Raw genomic sequence first — 14,817 nt, forward strand, 5'->3', positions numbered from 1 at the left:
GGAAACCGTCATGCTTTGGTCGTTGTTGAAGATCCTCGTATTCGTCGCAATTGTTGCGGTCCTTGCTTTTGGCGCGCGCCTGCTGATGGAAACCGCCGGCGGGGTGCAGATCACCTTTGCGGGCACCGAATACACTCTGAGCGCTTTGCAGTCGGTGATCGCGCTGGGCGTCCTGGTTTTCGGGGTGTGGCTGTTTCTCAAGCTGCTGTCGCTGCTGGTGGCGACGCTGCATTTCCTGAACGGTGATGAAACCGCGCTGTCGCGCTACTTCGACAAGGGGCGCGAGCGCAAGGGCTACAAGGCGCTGTCTGAAGGTCTGATGGCGCTGGCCTCGGGCGAGGGGCGCTTGGCGCTGACCAAGGCGGAGCGGGCCGAGAAATACCTGCAACAGCCGGAGCTGACCGACCTGCTGGTGGCTCAGGCCGCCGAGATGAGCGGCGACACCCGCAAGGCTTCCGAAGCCTACAAGCGGCTGCTGTCGAACCCGCCGACGCGCTTTGTCGGGGTGCGCGGCATCATGAAGCAGAAGCTGTCGGAAGGCGATGACGAGACCGCCCGCCAGCTGGCCGAAAAGGCGCTGGCGCTGCGGCCCAAACACGCCGAGGTGCAGGACACGCTGCTGCGGCTGCAGGCCCAGGCCGAGGATTGGGCCGGCGCGCGCAAGACCCTGTCGACCAAGCTGAAGACCGGCACCCTGCCGCGCGACGTGTTCAAGCGCCGCGATGCGGTTCTGGCGCTGTCCGCCTCGCGCGGGCTTGTCGAGGAGGGCGCCACGCTGGAGCAGCAGGAGCAGGCGATCGAGGCCAACCGGCTGTCGCCGGACCTGGTGCCGGCCGCGGCGATGGCGGCGCGGGCCTATCTGGCCAAGGGCAAGAAACGCCCGGCGGTGAAGGTTCTGAAAAAGGCCTGGGAGGCGCAACCGCACCCCGATCTCGCGCATGCCTTTGCCGAGGTGGAACCGGACGAGACTGCCGCCGAACGCGTGAAGCGGTTCGACCAGCTGGCGCGGCTCAACCCGCACCATGATGAAACCCGGCTGGTGATGTCCGAGCTGAACATCGTGGCCGAGGATTACCCCGAGGCGCGTCGCTGGCTGAGCGATCTTTCCGAGCGGGCGCCTGACGCACGGGCGCTGACCTTGATGGCGGCTATCGAACGCGGCGAAGGGGCAGACGACAAGGTGGTTCAGGGCTGGTTGACCCGGGCCTTGACCGCGCCGCGCGGGCCGCAGTGGGTCTGCGACAGCTGTAACCATATCCATGCCGACTGGGCGCCGGTCTGCGAACATTGCAGCAGCTTTGACACGCTGACCTGGAAGCGGCCTGAGACGCCCGAAGTTGCCAGTGTCGCCGCGGCCCACATGCTGCCGCTGATCACCGGACGGGACGCGGCGGCCGACGCCGCGGCTGCTGCGGATGCCGAAATCCTGGCACCGGTGCAGGAGGCTGAACCGACCGCGGAGCCCGATGCGGAGGCTGCCGACCCGGACACGGCGGAGGCGGGGGACCAGCCCCGAGAGGGCAAGGAAACAGCCTGACGATATCTGCGGGGCGGGCTTTGGGCTCGCCCCGTTTCACGTCGGCGCGCGGGACGGGCCGTTATTGCCGCAAGGCGATTCGAAGCCACGCGTCTAGGCGCAAGCCGATCGCAGCTTTGCAGGATGATTTTCGATTTTCGGGGAATGGTGCCCAGGAGAGGACTCGAACCTCCACGTCCATACGGACACTAGCACCTGAAGCTAGCGCGTCTACCAATTCCGCCACCTGGGCAGGTGTCGTGAGGGGCCGTATAAGGCGCAATGCCAAGGGCGTCAAACGGAAAATGAGGCTCTGACCGAGAAATCTATCGGCGCGGTTCAAGTGGCTTTTCCCGATTGTTCCCAGTGCCTTGTTCGACCGCATGCGCGGGCGGAAAAAATCGCTGAAAAATGGCGGATTTGATCCTGCGCAAAGTGCGCCACCGTCAAAAGAGGCATGCAGCAGTCATGAAACAGATTGACCGCCTCAAAGCCCTTGGGCTGTTCGACAGCCGGGTGCCCCGCTACACCTCCTACCCCACGGCGCCGTTGTTCTCGGCCGAGATCGGCGCGGCCGAACAGGCGCGCGCCTTGCAGCAACTGGACCCGGATGTGCCGGTCTCGGTCTACCTGCATATTCCGTTCTGCGAGCGCCTGTGCTGGTTCTGTGCCTGCCGCACCCAGGGCACCCAGACGCTGAGCCCGGTGGAGAGTTACCTGGACACGCTGGTAAAGGAGATCCGCCAGGTTGGAACCTTGTTGCCCAAGGGGGTGCGGATGGGGCGGATGCACTGGGGCGGCGGTACGCCGACGATCCTGACCCCGTCGATGATTGGCCGCCTTGCGCAGGCGGTGAAGTCGGTGTTTGCACAGACCGAGGATTGGGAATTTTCCGTCGAGATCGACCCGACGCTGGTGGATCGGGACAAGATCGCCGCGCTGGCTGCGGAAGGCATGAACCGGGCCAGCATCGGGATTCAGGATTTCGACCCTTTGGTGCAGCAGGCCATCGGGCGCATGCAGCCCTTCGAGGTGACACGCAGCTGCGTCGACGACCTGCGGGCGGCGGGAATACGGTCGCTGAATGCGGATCTGGTCTATGGCCTGCCGCATCAGAGCGAGGCCCGCATGGCGGACACGGTGGACAAGGTGCTCAGCCTCGATCCGGACCGGATGGCCCTGTTCGGCTATGCGCATGTGCCCTGGGTCGCCAAGCGGCAAAAGCTGATCAAGGAAGACAGCCTGCCGGATGATCAGGCGCGGTTTCAGCTGGCGGGTCTCGCCGCGGCGCGCTTTGCCGCAGCAGGGTATGAGGCGATCGGCATAGACCATTTCGCCAAGCCGACGGACCGCCTGGCCCAGGCGGCGCACCACGGGCAGCTGCGGCGGAACTTCCAGGGCTATACGGATGATGCCTGCCCGACGCTGATCGGGTTCGGGGCCTCTTCGATCTCGCGGTTTGATGGCGGCTACCTCCAGAACGCGGCCGCCACACCTGCCTATATCGAACGGGTCGAGGCCGGGCAGCTGGCCGCCGCGCGTGGCTATCTGATGACGCCGGAGGATCGCCTGCGCGGTCGTGCGATCGAGATGCTGATGTGTGATTTCCGCCTCGACCGGGCGGAGCTTGCGCGCGGTCACGGCACGGCGGCGGCAGCGTTGGACGACATCTTGCAGGCGTTGGCGGAGCGGTTCGGAGACCTGCTGCGGTTGACCGACGAGGCGTTGGAAATCCTGCCGGAAGGCCGTCCGCTGACCCGCATCATCGCCAGTGCCTTTGATGCCCATACGCCGGAGGGGGTGCGTTACAGCCAGGCCTCCTGAGCCGCCGCCCCCTGCGCCGAAGAACTGCCGGCAAGTTTAATTGTTAAGGCACATTTAACAGCCTGGCTGCTATCCCGGACGTGGGTGAAAATAGTGGTGGTGGATATGAGCGCACAAAGCAATGTGGCGCCCATTATCATCAAGAAGAAAAAGTCAGGTGGTGGCGATGGCCATCACGGTGGCGCGTGGAAGGTGGCTTACGCCGACTTCGTGACCGCGATGATGGCCTTCTTCATGTTGATGTGGCTCCTGAATGCGACGACAGAAAAACAACGCAAGGGTCTGGCGGATTACTTTTCGCCGTCGATCCCGCTGAGCCGGGTGTCCGGTGGCGGCAATGGTGCGTTCCAGGGGGACAGCATGTTCACCGAGGACATCAAGCCGCAATCGGGCACTGGCGCCACCGATATCAACCCCATGGATGCCCAGCAGGCCCAGGGCGATACCGGTATTGATGCCAGCGACAAGCAGGACGCGGAGGACAGCAAGTTCCGCGCCATCGAAGAGCAGCTGTCCGGGCGCGGTGGCGAGAGCATGATCTCGATCGCGATGGCGCGTCATATCGTGACCCGCGTCACCGACGAAGGGCTGATCATCGAATTGTTCGCAACGGATGATGTGCCACTGTTTGGCGAGGGCAATGCCGAGCCGACGCCCCTGTTCCGCGACCTGGTGCGGATGATCGCGCGGGTTGCCGGCACGACTGGCAGCAATGTCGCGGTCGGTGGTCACATCCGCTCGCATCCCGTTGTTCTGGCCAACAATCCGGTCTGGGAACTCTCGCATGCGCGGGCGGACCAGGCGCGGCGGTTGCTCGAATCAGGCGGCTTGTCGGCGCGGCGGATCGACCGGGTGACCGGCCATGCGGACCGTGATCTGGCGGTTGCGAATCCGATGGCGGCCCGCAACAACCGGATCGAAATCATCCTTCTTCGCGACTAACCGGCTGAATTTGCTGGAAGCGGCGGCTGACAGATAGGTCATATTTGATCTGTTAGCCGCCCGTTAATCGCTCTTGCGCTAGCTGTTGCATCAGAATGATTAGATGCAGCAGAAAGGCGTGCTATGACCATTTCTTCGTCGCTGAACGCGGGCGTTTCAGGATTGAGCGCCAACGCCAGCCGGTTGGCCTCCATTTCGGATAACATCGCCAACTCTTCGACCCGTGGATACAAGCGGGTTCAAACCGACTTCCATTCCATGGTCAACGCAGGTTCCGGCGGAACCTATGCGGCGGGTGGCGTACGCACGACCAACGTGCGGCTGATCGACGAGCGCGGTCCGCTGGTGACCACCAACAACGCCACCGACCTTGCCGTGCGCGGCCGCGGCATGCTGCCGGTGGCATCCGTCACGGATATCGAGGCGGGCGTGAACCCGACGATGATGTTGACCACCACCGGGTCGTTCCGGACCGATTCCAACGGTTACCTGACCACCGAATCCGGGCTCGCCCTGATGGGGTGGCCGGCCAATGCCGATGGCTCCGTGACCAACGCGGCCCGCGACAGCAGCGATTCGCTGGAGCCGGTCCTGATTGATCTGAACCGGCTGTCTGCGGAACCGACCACCGAGATCAGCCTGACCGCGAACCTGCCGGCCTCGGCCACCGACGTGGGCGCATCCGGTGCGCCGGAAGAACAGGTGGTGCGCTACTATGACAGCATGGGCCGCGCCGAAGAGCTGACCATCACCTACACGCCGACCGTTGCGACCGCGCCGGCCACAACCGGCAGCAACGAGTGGACCATGCAGATCGTCGATTCTGCCAGCGGTGCGACGGTGATCGGGGAATACACGTTGACCTTTGATGACAGCGCCACCTCGGCCGGCACCCTGCAAAGCGTGACCACCACCACGGGCGGCGCCTATGATGCAACTGCCGGGTCCGTGACCATCAACGTGGCGGGTGGCCCGATCGAGATCAACATCGGCGTGATCGGCGAGCAGAACGGCATGAGCCAGCTCGGCGAGGACTTCGTGCCTGGCACCACCGAAAAGGATGGCACCCCGGTCGGCTCCTTCGTGTCGGTTGAGGTCAATGAAACCGGCGAGGTGATCGCCAAGTATGACTCCGGCGACTCGCGGGTGATCTACAAGGTGCCGCTGGCCGATGTCTCCAACATCAACGGCATGAAGGCGCTGGACTCCCAGACCTACGAGCCGACCGACGAGGCCGGCGACTTCTACCTGTGGGATCCGGGTGAAGGCCCGACCGGGGAAATCCTGAGCTATGCCCAGGAAGAATCCGCCGTCGACGTGGCAACGGAACTGACGAACATGATCCAGACCCAGCGGGCCTATTCGTCGAACGCCAAGGTCATCCAGACCGTGGACGAAATGTTGCAGGAAACCACCAACATCAAGCGCTAAGGCGCTTGATGCTTCCTGATCCCGGTTTCACGAAAGCAGGCTGAACATGTCTATTTTCTCTGCCCTTAACAGCGCGATGAGCGGTCTGAACGCGGCAAGTCGTTCCTCGCAGGTAGTCTCTGAGAACCTGTCCAACGCCTTGACGCCCGGCTATTCGCGCCGGGTTCTGGACGTCAACAGCCCTGGCGTCGGTGTCACCGGGGTCCGGATCGGAAATGTGCAGCGCATCACCGACCCGGTGATCATGGCCAACCGTCGAGTGGCAGAGGCCGAGTATGGCGCGGCCAAGGCGCAGTCCGACTTCTTTAGTCGCATGTCCGATCTGGTCGGCACCGTCGACGACGAAATGTCCCTGGCGTCGCAGATGTCGGAGTTCCAGTCGTCGCTGATCGAAGCCGTGTCCCGACCGGATTCGCAACCTCGGCTGAATGATCTGTCGGTACGGGCCAACGCGCTGGCCGAATCGATCTCGCGCACCGCCGAGGGGCTGAGGGACCTGCGCATCAATGCGGATGGCGCCATCGGCAGCCAGGTGGACACCGTGAACCAGGCGCTCAAGGATATCGAGAAGCTGAACGCGCGCATCATGGTGGTCGAGGCCGGCGGCATGGACGTGGCCTCGATGAACGACCAGCGCGATCAGCTGATCGACCAGATCAACGAGATCATTCCGGTCAACGTGGTGCGCCGCGACAACGGCCAGATTTCGCTGTTCTCGACCGGCGGCGTGATGCTGCTGGATGGCCGCGCCTCCGAGCTGAGTTTCAGCCGGACCCGCGATATCATGCCCCATATGACCATCGACAACGGGATGATCTCGGGGCTCGAGGTCAATGGCAAGCCGATCGATACCGGTCCGAACGGTCCCTTGCGCGGCGGTACCCTGACCGCGCAGTTCGAAATCCGCGACGTGACCTCGCTCGAGGCGCAGGAGGATCTCGACGCGATGGCCAAGGACCTGATCGAGCGGTTTCAGGACCCGGCCCTCGACGGCACCATCGGAACGGGGGATGCCGGGATCTTCACGGACGACGGCAACTTCTTTGACCCCGCCAACACCGTCGGGATCGCCAATCGGATCGAGCTGAATGACCTCGTGTCCTTGAGCGGCTCCGCCGAGACCTGGCGCTTCCGCGACGGGCTGTATGCCACCGCCCCCGGTGACCCCGGCGATTCGAGCCTGTTGCAGGCCTATACGGACGTTCTGGGCGAAACCCGCAGCGTCTCGTCGATCGGGCTGGGGACCGCCAACATGTCGGCCGCGACGCTGACGGCCAACCTGTTGTCCCGTTTCGCGCAGGACAGTGAGACGGCCGCGCGGTCCTCGACCTTTGCCGCCACCAGCTACAACGAGATGAGCCAAGCCGAGCTTGCGCTTGGGGTGGATACCGATGCCGAGCTGCAGAACCTGATGCTGGTCGAGAAATACTACGCTGCCAACGCGCGGATGATTTCCGTGATCGACGAACTGATGGATACGCTGATTAGGATGTGATGCATGATTTTGAATTCTTTTGGAGACATGGCGCAGCATCTCTTCCTGCGCAGCCGCAACACCGAACTGAAAAACACCGTCGCCACCCTCTCGGATGAGTTTTCCACCGGCAAGTCCGCCAATCTGACGGAGCGTCTTGGCGGCGATTACACCTATCTGGCGGATCTGGAAAACAACCTGAACAAGCTGGAAAGCTACATGGTCGCCAATGGCGAGGTGCAGCTGTTCGCAACGGCGACGCAGAACAGCCTGACCACGGTGCAGAACCAGGTGCAGGATCTGCGCAACGACATTCTGCGGCTATCGCCGGCGATGGACATTGCCAATGCCGAGCAGTTTGGCACCCAGGCCAAGCAACGCATGTCCAGTGCCATCAGCCTGTTCAACTCCGAGGTGGGCGGCCGCACGATCTTTGCCGGCACCGCCACCGATACCAAGCCGCTGAATGGCGCCGATACCCTGATGGCCAGCATCCTGACCGAAGTGTCGGGCCTGACCACCAGCAGCGACATCATTCAGGAGGTGAAGGACTGGTTCGCCGATCCCGCCGGGTTCGACAGCGTGATGTATCGCGGTTCCGACACGGATCTGCGTCCGGTCACGGTGGGCGAAGGGCAGCAGGTGTCCATGGGGATCCGCGCTGACGATGACAATCTGAAGCATACGCTGCAAAGCTACGTGATCGCCGCGCTGGCCAATGAACCGGCCCTGGGTCTTGCCGATGACGTGCGCATCGACCTGGTGATCGAATCCAGCACCGAGATGACCGAAAGCGAACAGCGGCTGATCAGGCTGCAGGCGGATGTCGGCTTCATCGAAGGGCAGCTGGAGGCGGTCAACACCCGCAACGAGGCGTCCAAGACCAGCCTGAGCATCGTCAAGAACAAGCTGGTCTCGGCCGATCCCTACGAAACCTATACACGGCTGCAGGAAGCGCAGACGCAGCTCGAGGGTCTTTACACGATCACCTCGCGCAGCTCGCAGCTGTCCCTGCTGAAGTATCTCTGATGATGGTCTTTTTCCGCATACTCCTCAGCTGCCTGCTGCTGATTCCCGCCCTCGCGCAGGCCAATACCATCCGGCTCAAGGACCTGGTCGAATTCGACGGGGTCCGGGGCAACGACCTGGTGGGTTACGGCCTTGTGGTCGGGCTCGATGGCACCGGGGACGGGCTGCGCAACTCGCCCTTCACCGAGGAAATCATGTCCAACATCCTGGAGCGGCTCGGGGTCAACGTGACCGGCGAGCAGTTCCGCCCCAAGAACGTGGCCGCGGTTTTCGTGACCGCGACGCTGCCGCCCTTTGCCCGGGTGGGCAGCACCATTGACGTGACCGTGTCGGCGATCGGCGATTCCAAGAGCCTGCTGGGTGGTACGCTGATCATGACACCGCTGAACGCGGCGGACGGTCAGATCTACGCTGTGGCGCAGGGCACCATCCTGGCCGGCGGCGCCGTGGCCGAAGGGGCCGCGGCCACCGTGACACAGGGTGTGCCGACCGCCGGGGTGATCCCGTCCGGCGCGCGGGTCGAACGCGAGATCGACTTTGACCTGGCATCGCTCAGCTCCATGCGGCTGGCGCTGCGGGAGCCGGATTTCACCACCGCCGGGCGCATCGAACGCGCGATCAACAACGAGTTCGGTCGCAACGTGGCCCTGATGCGGGACTCCGGTACCGTGGAAGTCGACATCAAACGCACCAACGCCCGTTCCACGGCCCATGCCGTCGGGCGGATCGAGAACATTCTGGTGGAACCGCAACGCAAGGCGCGGGTCGTGGTCGATCAGCGCTCGGGCACCATCGTCATGGGCAGCGATGTGCGGATTTCCCGCGTCGCCGTGGCCCAGGGCAACCTGACACTGCGGATCGAGGAAACACCGCTGGTGGTGCAGCCGAACCCCTTTGCCGACGGGGAGACGGTGGTTGTGCCACGTACCGGCGCCGCCATCGAGGAAGAAGAGGGCGTGCAACTGGCCGAGGTGCCGGAGACCACCTCCCTGTCCGAAGTGGTGTCGGGGTTGAACGCGCTGGGCGTGTCGCCGCGCGACATGATCGACATTCTGAAGAGCCTGAAAGCGGCGGGCGCGCTGCATGCGGAGTTCGTCGTCCGCTGATCAACTGCCCAAGTTTCTGCCAAAGCCCCGGACCTGCCTGTCGCAGCCGGGGCTTTTCGCTTTGGCAGGGGACACCCGGACAACGGGGGGCTGACAGCTGCGGCGGCAGAGCCAACCGCTCTGGCAGAGCTGCGGTGCCGCAAAGCAGGTGAACCCGCCAAGGGATCGCTCTGGCGATCGCCGTCAGCGCGCGCCCTTCCAGCAGCGCTTGTCTTCGCGATATCGGTGCCGCGCGCCAATGTCCGGGCCGGCCGGATCAGCGGCGTTCGCGGGGCTTTTCAGGTGGGAACGGGCCGGTTGCGGCGGCGATGCGTTAATTCGCACAGGCAAGCGACAAAGAGGGGCACGGAGGGCAAGGCGGATCGGGTGTCTGATGCAGACACGAAAAAACCGGGTACAGGGTACCCGGTTTCAGAAGGTCGCCAGAGTGGCGGATCAGGGGTAGTAGCTGCGGACCAGGGCGCTGGCGATCAGGCTCCAGCCGTCGGCAACCACGAAGAACGCCAGTTTGAACGGCAGCGACACGATGGCCGGAGGCACCATCATCATGCCCATCGACATCAGGATCGCCGCCACCACGAGATCGATCACGAGGAAGGGCAGGAACACCAGGAAGCCGATCTGGAAGGCCCGGGCGATTTCCGACAGCATGAAGCTGGGAATCAGCGCCGACAGCGGCGCGTCGGCCGTCGGGTCAATGCCCTGGGTTGCCGGGCGCAGATCCGCAATGGCGTAGAAGGTGTCCGGGTCGAGCCGGTTCGCCATGAAACCGCGGAACGGTTCGAGGCTTCGACTGATGGCCTCGCCGGGCTCTAGGCGCTCTTCCAGCATCGGGCTGATCCCGGTCTCCCAAGCCTCGGTAAAGACCGGCTCCATCACGAAATAGGTGAGGAACAGGGCGAGGCTGATCATCAGCATGTTCGGGGGGGCCTGTTGCAGCCCCAATCCCTGACGCAGGATCGAAAGCACCGTCACGAGAAACGGGAAACAGGTAATCATGATCAGCAGGCCGGGGGCCAGGCTGAGCACGGTAATCAGAAGTATCAGCTGGATCGAACGGGCCGAGATCGATTCGCCGTCTGCCAGCGAAAGGCTCAATTCTTGAGCCAGGGCGGTCTGCGGCATGGCCAGCAGGATCGCTGCCGCCAGTGCCGCCCGCACAAATGTCGTATGTGTCATCCCAGCCCGCTTTGCAGATCCGCGATCTCGGTCAGGCGCACGGCAAGCTGGCCTGCCTGGTCGCCCTCCAGCTCCTCCAGCTGGCCGCGCGCGACCAGCCGGTCGCCAACGTAGAGGTCAACCGGGTCTTCGACCCGCTTGTCCAGCGTCAGCACCGCATTTTCGCCCAGGTTGACCAGGTCACGGATCAGTGGCCGGGCCTTGCCGACCGAGACGACGACCTCGACCGGGACAGAGACAAAGGGATTGCCGGCGTCGGCAGATTTCATGTTGAGATCGGCAGCGTCATCCATAATGGCTGTCCTCTTTTGCGTGATAGGTGAAGGCTTCTATCGATTCGTGGATCGTTTCGAGCAGCGCATCGCAGTTGATTTCGCATTCCGACGCGCCAACCCGCAGGTAGGCCTGCCCGGCGGACAGGGTACTGTCTTCCTTGACGGTGACCGGCACCGCGAAATTTTCCGGCAACAGCTTGCGCACCGGGGCGCCTTCGCCGGGGGAGACCATGATCTGCATCGGCTGATCGGTCCGCCCCTTGGCCATCTCACTCAGCTGGTCGACGATATGGTGTCCGAAGGACGCGGCCATCGCATCGGGCAGGATCGCGCTGGTCAGGACCTTGAACATCGGGTCGAGCGATTCGAGCAGCTGATTCTGCGCTTCGTGGTAGGTGAAGTTGAGATCCTCCAGCGAGCTGGCCAGCTCGGCGGAAATGCGGCTGCTTTCCTTGTCCTTGGCGGCGACCGCATCTTCCCAGCCGGCCGTGTAGCCGCTTTCAAAGGATGCCAGCCGCTGTTCTTCGGCCAATTCCTCGGAGATCGTGGGCAGAGCAGGCTCCGCGGTGGTGTCGATCCCGAAGTTTTCCAAAAGATGCGCAATGGTCATCAGGCACGCTCCTCGTTTTCTTCCAGCCAGCCGCGCAGGATCTGGACGGTTTCTTCCTGGCGCTCACCGATCATGCTGCGCAGCCGGTCAACCGGATCGGCGGAGTTGCCGCCCAGGGCAGGCAGGCCCGCAGCGCCCATCATGTCACCGGCGGTGCCCATGGCAGGCAGGTCACCCATCGGTTCGAACTGGCCGGTTTCATTGTTCTGGATCTCGCCGTCCAGCGCCAGCCCGGCACCCAGGTCGGGCGGCGTCATGAAGCCGTCACCGCCGAGGCCCGGCAGGGCAGGCAGCGCGCCCGGGGTTGGACCGTCCAGCGCGGCGCCTGCCGCTGCGGGTTGGTTCGACAGGATCGGACGGACCACAAACAGTCCCAGGATCAGGCTGACGATGGCGAGGGCGGCGATCTGGATCAGCGACATGGCGTCGAAATAGAGGTTGTCCATGAAGGAGCTGGTCGCCACCGTGCCCTGCGGCTCGACCGCGGGCAGGTCCATCGATTTGAGCGTGATGACGTCGCCGCGCTCGGCATCAAAGCCGACCGCCGCCGAGATCAGCTCGCGCATGGCGTTCAGCTCGTCTTCGGGACGCGGCTGGAAGACGGTTTCGCCGGCGTCATTGGTGATGGTCTCACCATTGACCAGGACCGCAACCGTAAGACGCTTGATGGCGCCGGGGCCGCGCACGATTTCCTTCTCGGTCTCCGAAATCTCGTAGTTGATCCGTTCGCGGGTTGCGCTGGTGCTGGCCTTGGAGCCCTGGCCGGAGGCGGCATCCCCATCGGGAATATTGGAGGCAACAGTGACTTCGCCGGCCTGGTTGGTCGAGGAATCCGCGCGCTCCTCGACGTCGGTGCTGACCGCGACGCGGCTTTTCGGATCAACGCGCTTTTCGCGGATCGATTCGGTGTCGGTGACGGTCTCGACACTGACTTCGACCACGGCGTTGCCCTGACCAACCCGGGCTTCGACAAGGCGCAGCACGCGCTCACGAATCATCTGCGAGCGGTCATCGCTGCCTGCCCCGGCGGCCGCAGCCGCATCGGTGGAACCGATCAGGGCGCCATTGGCGTCGATCACGGCAACATTTTCCACCGCCAGACCGGTGACGGCCGAGGCGACCAGGAAGCGAATCGCGTTCGCCTGCGCCGGGGTGATCGGCGATCCCATCGGCACGATCGAGACCGAGGCGGTCGGCTCAACCGTGCGCTGGAAGGGATTCGAGCCGGTGTTGGCGAGATGCACGCGCGCCTGGCTGACATGCGGGCTGGCCACGATGGTTCGGGCCAGCTCGCCTTCCTTGGCGCGCCAGTATGCGGCATCGAACATCTGCGAGGTCGTTCCGAAACCGCTAAGAGAATCAAGGAGTTCGTACCCTTTGCCGCCATTTGCAGGCAGGCCTTCGCTGGCGAGGGTCATGCGAAGTTCGTCGCGTTGCACCGAGGGCACGTAAATCGAGCCGCCGCGCACTTCATATTGGGTGCCGCGCTGTTCCAGCGCCCGCACCACATCTCCTGCCGTGCCGCTTTCGAGCCCGGCATAAAGCAGTGTCATTGTTGGCTTGCTTGCCACATGGGACATGGCGATGACGCTGAGAAACATGATGACCGTGGCCCCCACGGCAATCAGGCGCTTCCGCATGTCCATTTCTGCCCAGACATTCTTGATCTGCTGCACATTAACCTCCGTCGCACCGGCGTTCTGTCCGGTCTGCAACCCTTTTGACGGATCGGCCTTAACATTCGGTTAGTCCCTCGCAGGTTATGAAGATGCTGCACGACGTTTTAGGGATAGCCATGACAGACGCTGCAGTAGACACAGAAGCAGAAGTACCGGCCAAGAAAGGCAAACTGCCCCTGATCATCGGGGTGGTGCTGGCTTTGGTGGGTGCAGGCGGAGGTTTCTTCGCCGTTCAGTCAGGCCTTCTTCCCTTTGGTCAGCAAGCAGCGCCAGAACCGGCGACTGTGACCGAAGAGGCGCCAGAAGGCGTGGACATGGGTGAGTCGGCGGAGGATATCGCCAATATCGCCTTTATCGAAATGGACCCGATTGTGATTACCCTGCGCAAAGCCAGCGGTTTGAAGCATTTGCGGTTCCGCGCGCAACTTGAGGTCGACCTGGTCCACCAGGCCGAGGTCGAGAAAATCCTGCCGCGGGTTGTCGATGTCCTTAACAGCTACCTGAGAGCACTGGAGCTTGACGATCTGACCGATCCGATGGCTCTGCCTAAACTGAGAGCGCAGATGCTGCGGCGGATCAACATTGCCACCGGCCAGGGCCGGGTGCGTGATCTGCTGATTATGGATTTCGTACTTAACTAGGAGGACAGGATGGACCTTATAGCTGATATCCTGCTTGCGGCCGGGGCGTTGGGCGCCGGATTCTATTGCTTGGTGCTGTCGCGCCGGCTGAAGCGGTTCAATGACCTGGAAAAGGGCGTTGGCGGCGCGGTTGCCGTGCTGTCCGCCCAGGTTGATGACCTGAACAAATCGCTGCAATCGGCGCAGCAGATCTCCGACGGCTCCAGCAAGGCGCTGCAGCAGCTGACCGGACGCGCCGAAACGGTGGCGCAGCGGCTGGAGCTGATGATGGCCTCGATGCATGACATCCCCGAGGCCGCGCCCCAAGCCCAGCCCCAGGCCCAGGCGCCTGCGGCGGAAGATGCCGCGATGGCCGCTGCCTATGAGGCCGAATCGCAGTCGCAAGACGCCGATCAGCCGCAACCGGAAGACGGTAAACCGTCCGGCCTGATGTTCGTGCGTCACAATCGCAGCCAGAATCGGGTGGCGTGATGGCCGGCAAGACCAAGACCAGAAAGCCGCGCCGGTTCCGGCGCAGTGGCACGCTGATGATGCTGGCGCTCCTGCTGATGGGCTCGGCCGTTGTGCGGCTCGCCCTAGAGGCGGGACCGGCCATCGCCCGCGAAGTGGCCAGTCTGCAGGACTCCGACAAGGCCGCCGCGGCGCATAACGGCGAACCAAACCGCGAATCGCTGCCGTCCTCGGCGGAGCTGCAGACCATGCTGGCAGCCTTCAAGGAGCGGGAAGCGGCGCTGGCCGCCCGCGAGGCCGAGATCCAGGACCGCGCCAAGGCGCTGGAGATCGCAGATCAGGCGATCGAAAAGAAACTGGCGGCACTGGAAGAGGCCGAATCGCGGCTGCGGGCGACCCTGTCGATGGCCGATGGCGCGACCGAGGCGGATGTGACCCGTCTGACCACAGTCTACGAGCAGATGAAACCCAAGGAAGCCGCCGCCCTGTTCGAGGAAATGGATCCCGGCTTTGCCGCGGGTTTCCTGGCACGCATGCAGCCGGAATCGGCCGCGGGTATCATGGCAGGGCTGAGCCCCGAGGCCGCCTATACCATCAGCGTGGTGCTGGCCGGGCGCAACGGTGCCGTGCCCAAGGAATGAGCCCAGGCGCAGGCGCCTGT

Annotated in this window: 14 protein-coding genes and 1 tRNA gene; 10 read left to right on the top strand and 5 right to left on the bottom strand. The window is 63.6% G+C overall.

Features of this window, described 5'->3' with window-relative positions:
- Positions 1-10 precede the first annotated feature (10 nt).
- On the top strand, positions 11-1,537 hold the full coding sequence (locus ACZ52D_RS08110; protein ID WP_464443094.1) for a heme biosynthesis HemY N-terminal domain-containing protein: 1,527 nt from the start codon (positions 11-13) through the stop codon (positions 1,535-1,537).
- Between the two features lie 145 nt (positions 1,538-1,682).
- On the opposite strand, the gene ACZ52D_RS08115 is transcribed toward ACZ52D_RS08110, so the two are convergent.
- Positions 1,683-1,769, bottom strand: a tRNA-Leu gene (locus ACZ52D_RS08115).
- A gap of 215 nt (positions 1,770-1,984) precedes the next feature.
- On the opposite strand from ACZ52D_RS08115, the gene hemN reads away from it, so the two are divergent.
- The 6 genes from hemN (at position 1,985) to ACZ52D_RS08145 (ending at position 9,322) form a co-directional block, all read left to right on the top strand.
- The gene (gene hemN, locus ACZ52D_RS08120) at positions 1,985-3,340 is read left to right on the top strand and encodes an oxygen-independent coproporphyrinogen III oxidase (protein WP_464443095.1); all 1,356 of its coding nucleotides are present in this window, start codon (positions 1,985-1,987) and stop codon (positions 3,338-3,340) included.
- A gap of 105 nt (positions 3,341-3,445) precedes the next feature.
- Entirely contained in the window at positions 3,446-4,282 is an 837-nt protein-coding gene (locus tag ACZ52D_RS08125; protein ID WP_222454340.1) for a flagellar motor protein MotB, read from the top strand.
- 123 nt (positions 4,283-4,405) lie between these two features.
- A complete protein-coding gene (locus tag ACZ52D_RS08130) occupies positions 4,406-5,713 on the top strand; it encodes a flagellar hook protein FlgE (protein ID WP_222454339.1) in 1,308 nt (435 codons plus the stop codon).
- 46 nt (positions 5,714-5,759) lie between these two features.
- Complete coding sequence (gene flgK, locus ACZ52D_RS08135) at positions 5,760-7,208, top strand: flagellar hook-associated protein FlgK (RefSeq protein ID WP_464443096.1); 1,449 nt, start codon at positions 5,760-5,762, stop codon at positions 7,206-7,208.
- Positions 7,209-7,211: 3 nt separating this feature from the next.
- Positions 7,212-8,216 carry a flagellin gene (locus ACZ52D_RS08140; protein WP_222454337.1) on the top strand — a complete coding sequence of 335 codons (1,005 nt, stop codon included), beginning with the start codon at positions 7,212-7,214 and terminating at the stop codon, positions 8,214-8,216.
- On the top strand, positions 8,216-9,322 hold the full coding sequence (locus tag ACZ52D_RS08145; protein WP_222454336.1) for a flagellar basal body P-ring protein FlgI: 1,107 nt from the start codon (positions 8,216-8,218) through the stop codon (positions 9,320-9,322). Before ACZ52D_RS08140 ends, ACZ52D_RS08145 begins: the two co-directional genes overlap by 1 nt.
- A 435-nt stretch (positions 9,323-9,757) precedes the next feature.
- Here the strand turns inward: ACZ52D_RS08145 and fliP are convergent, their stop codons facing one another.
- Genes fliP through fliF form a run of 4 tightly spaced genes read right to left on the bottom strand, consistent with a single transcriptional unit; the run spans position 9,758 to position 13,062 of the window.
- Positions 9,758-10,501 (bottom strand): flagellar type III secretion system pore protein FliP, encoded by a 744-nt coding sequence (fliP, locus tag ACZ52D_RS08150; protein WP_222454335.1) that lies wholly within the window; start codon positions 10,499-10,501, stop codon positions 9,758-9,760.
- Positions 10,498-10,794, bottom strand: coding sequence for a FliM/FliN family flagellar motor switch protein (locus tag ACZ52D_RS08155; protein WP_222454334.1), 297 nt, complete (start codon positions 10,792-10,794; stop codon positions 10,498-10,500). Before ACZ52D_RS08155 ends, fliP begins: the two co-directional genes overlap by 4 nt.
- Complete coding sequence (locus ACZ52D_RS08160) at positions 10,787-11,386, bottom strand: FliH/SctL family protein (protein ID WP_222454333.1); 600 nt, start codon at positions 11,384-11,386, stop codon at positions 10,787-10,789. The genes ACZ52D_RS08155 and ACZ52D_RS08160 overlap by 8 nt, the downstream gene beginning before the upstream one ends.
- Positions 11,386-13,062, bottom strand: coding sequence for a flagellar basal-body MS-ring/collar protein FliF (gene fliF, locus ACZ52D_RS08165; protein ID WP_222454332.1), 1,677 nt, complete (start codon positions 13,060-13,062; stop codon positions 11,386-11,388). Before fliF ends, ACZ52D_RS08160 begins: the two co-directional genes overlap by 1 nt.
- Positions 13,063-13,181: 119 nt before the next feature.
- Here fliF and ACZ52D_RS08170 point away from each other — a divergent pair, with 119 nt between their 5' ends.
- Genes ACZ52D_RS08170 through ACZ52D_RS08180 form a run of 3 tightly spaced genes read left to right on the top strand, consistent with a single transcriptional unit; the run spans position 13,182 to position 14,797 of the window.
- Positions 13,182-13,706, top strand: a complete 525-nt coding sequence (locus ACZ52D_RS08170) for a flagellar basal body-associated FliL family protein (RefSeq protein ID WP_369930220.1) — start codon at positions 13,182-13,184, stop codon at positions 13,704-13,706.
- Positions 13,707-13,715: 9 nt separating this feature from the next.
- Positions 13,716-14,177, top strand: a complete 462-nt coding sequence (locus ACZ52D_RS08175; RefSeq protein WP_464443097.1) for a hypothetical protein — start codon at positions 13,716-13,718, stop codon at positions 14,175-14,177.
- Positions 14,177-14,797, top strand: coding sequence for a MotE family protein (locus ACZ52D_RS08180; protein ID WP_222454329.1), 621 nt, complete (start codon positions 14,177-14,179; stop codon positions 14,795-14,797). Before ACZ52D_RS08175 ends, ACZ52D_RS08180 begins: the two co-directional genes overlap by 1 nt.
- The last annotated feature ends 20 nt before the right edge of the window (positions 14,798-14,817 follow it).

The sequence above is a fragment of the Leisingera sp. S2M4 genome (assembly GCF_055398055.1).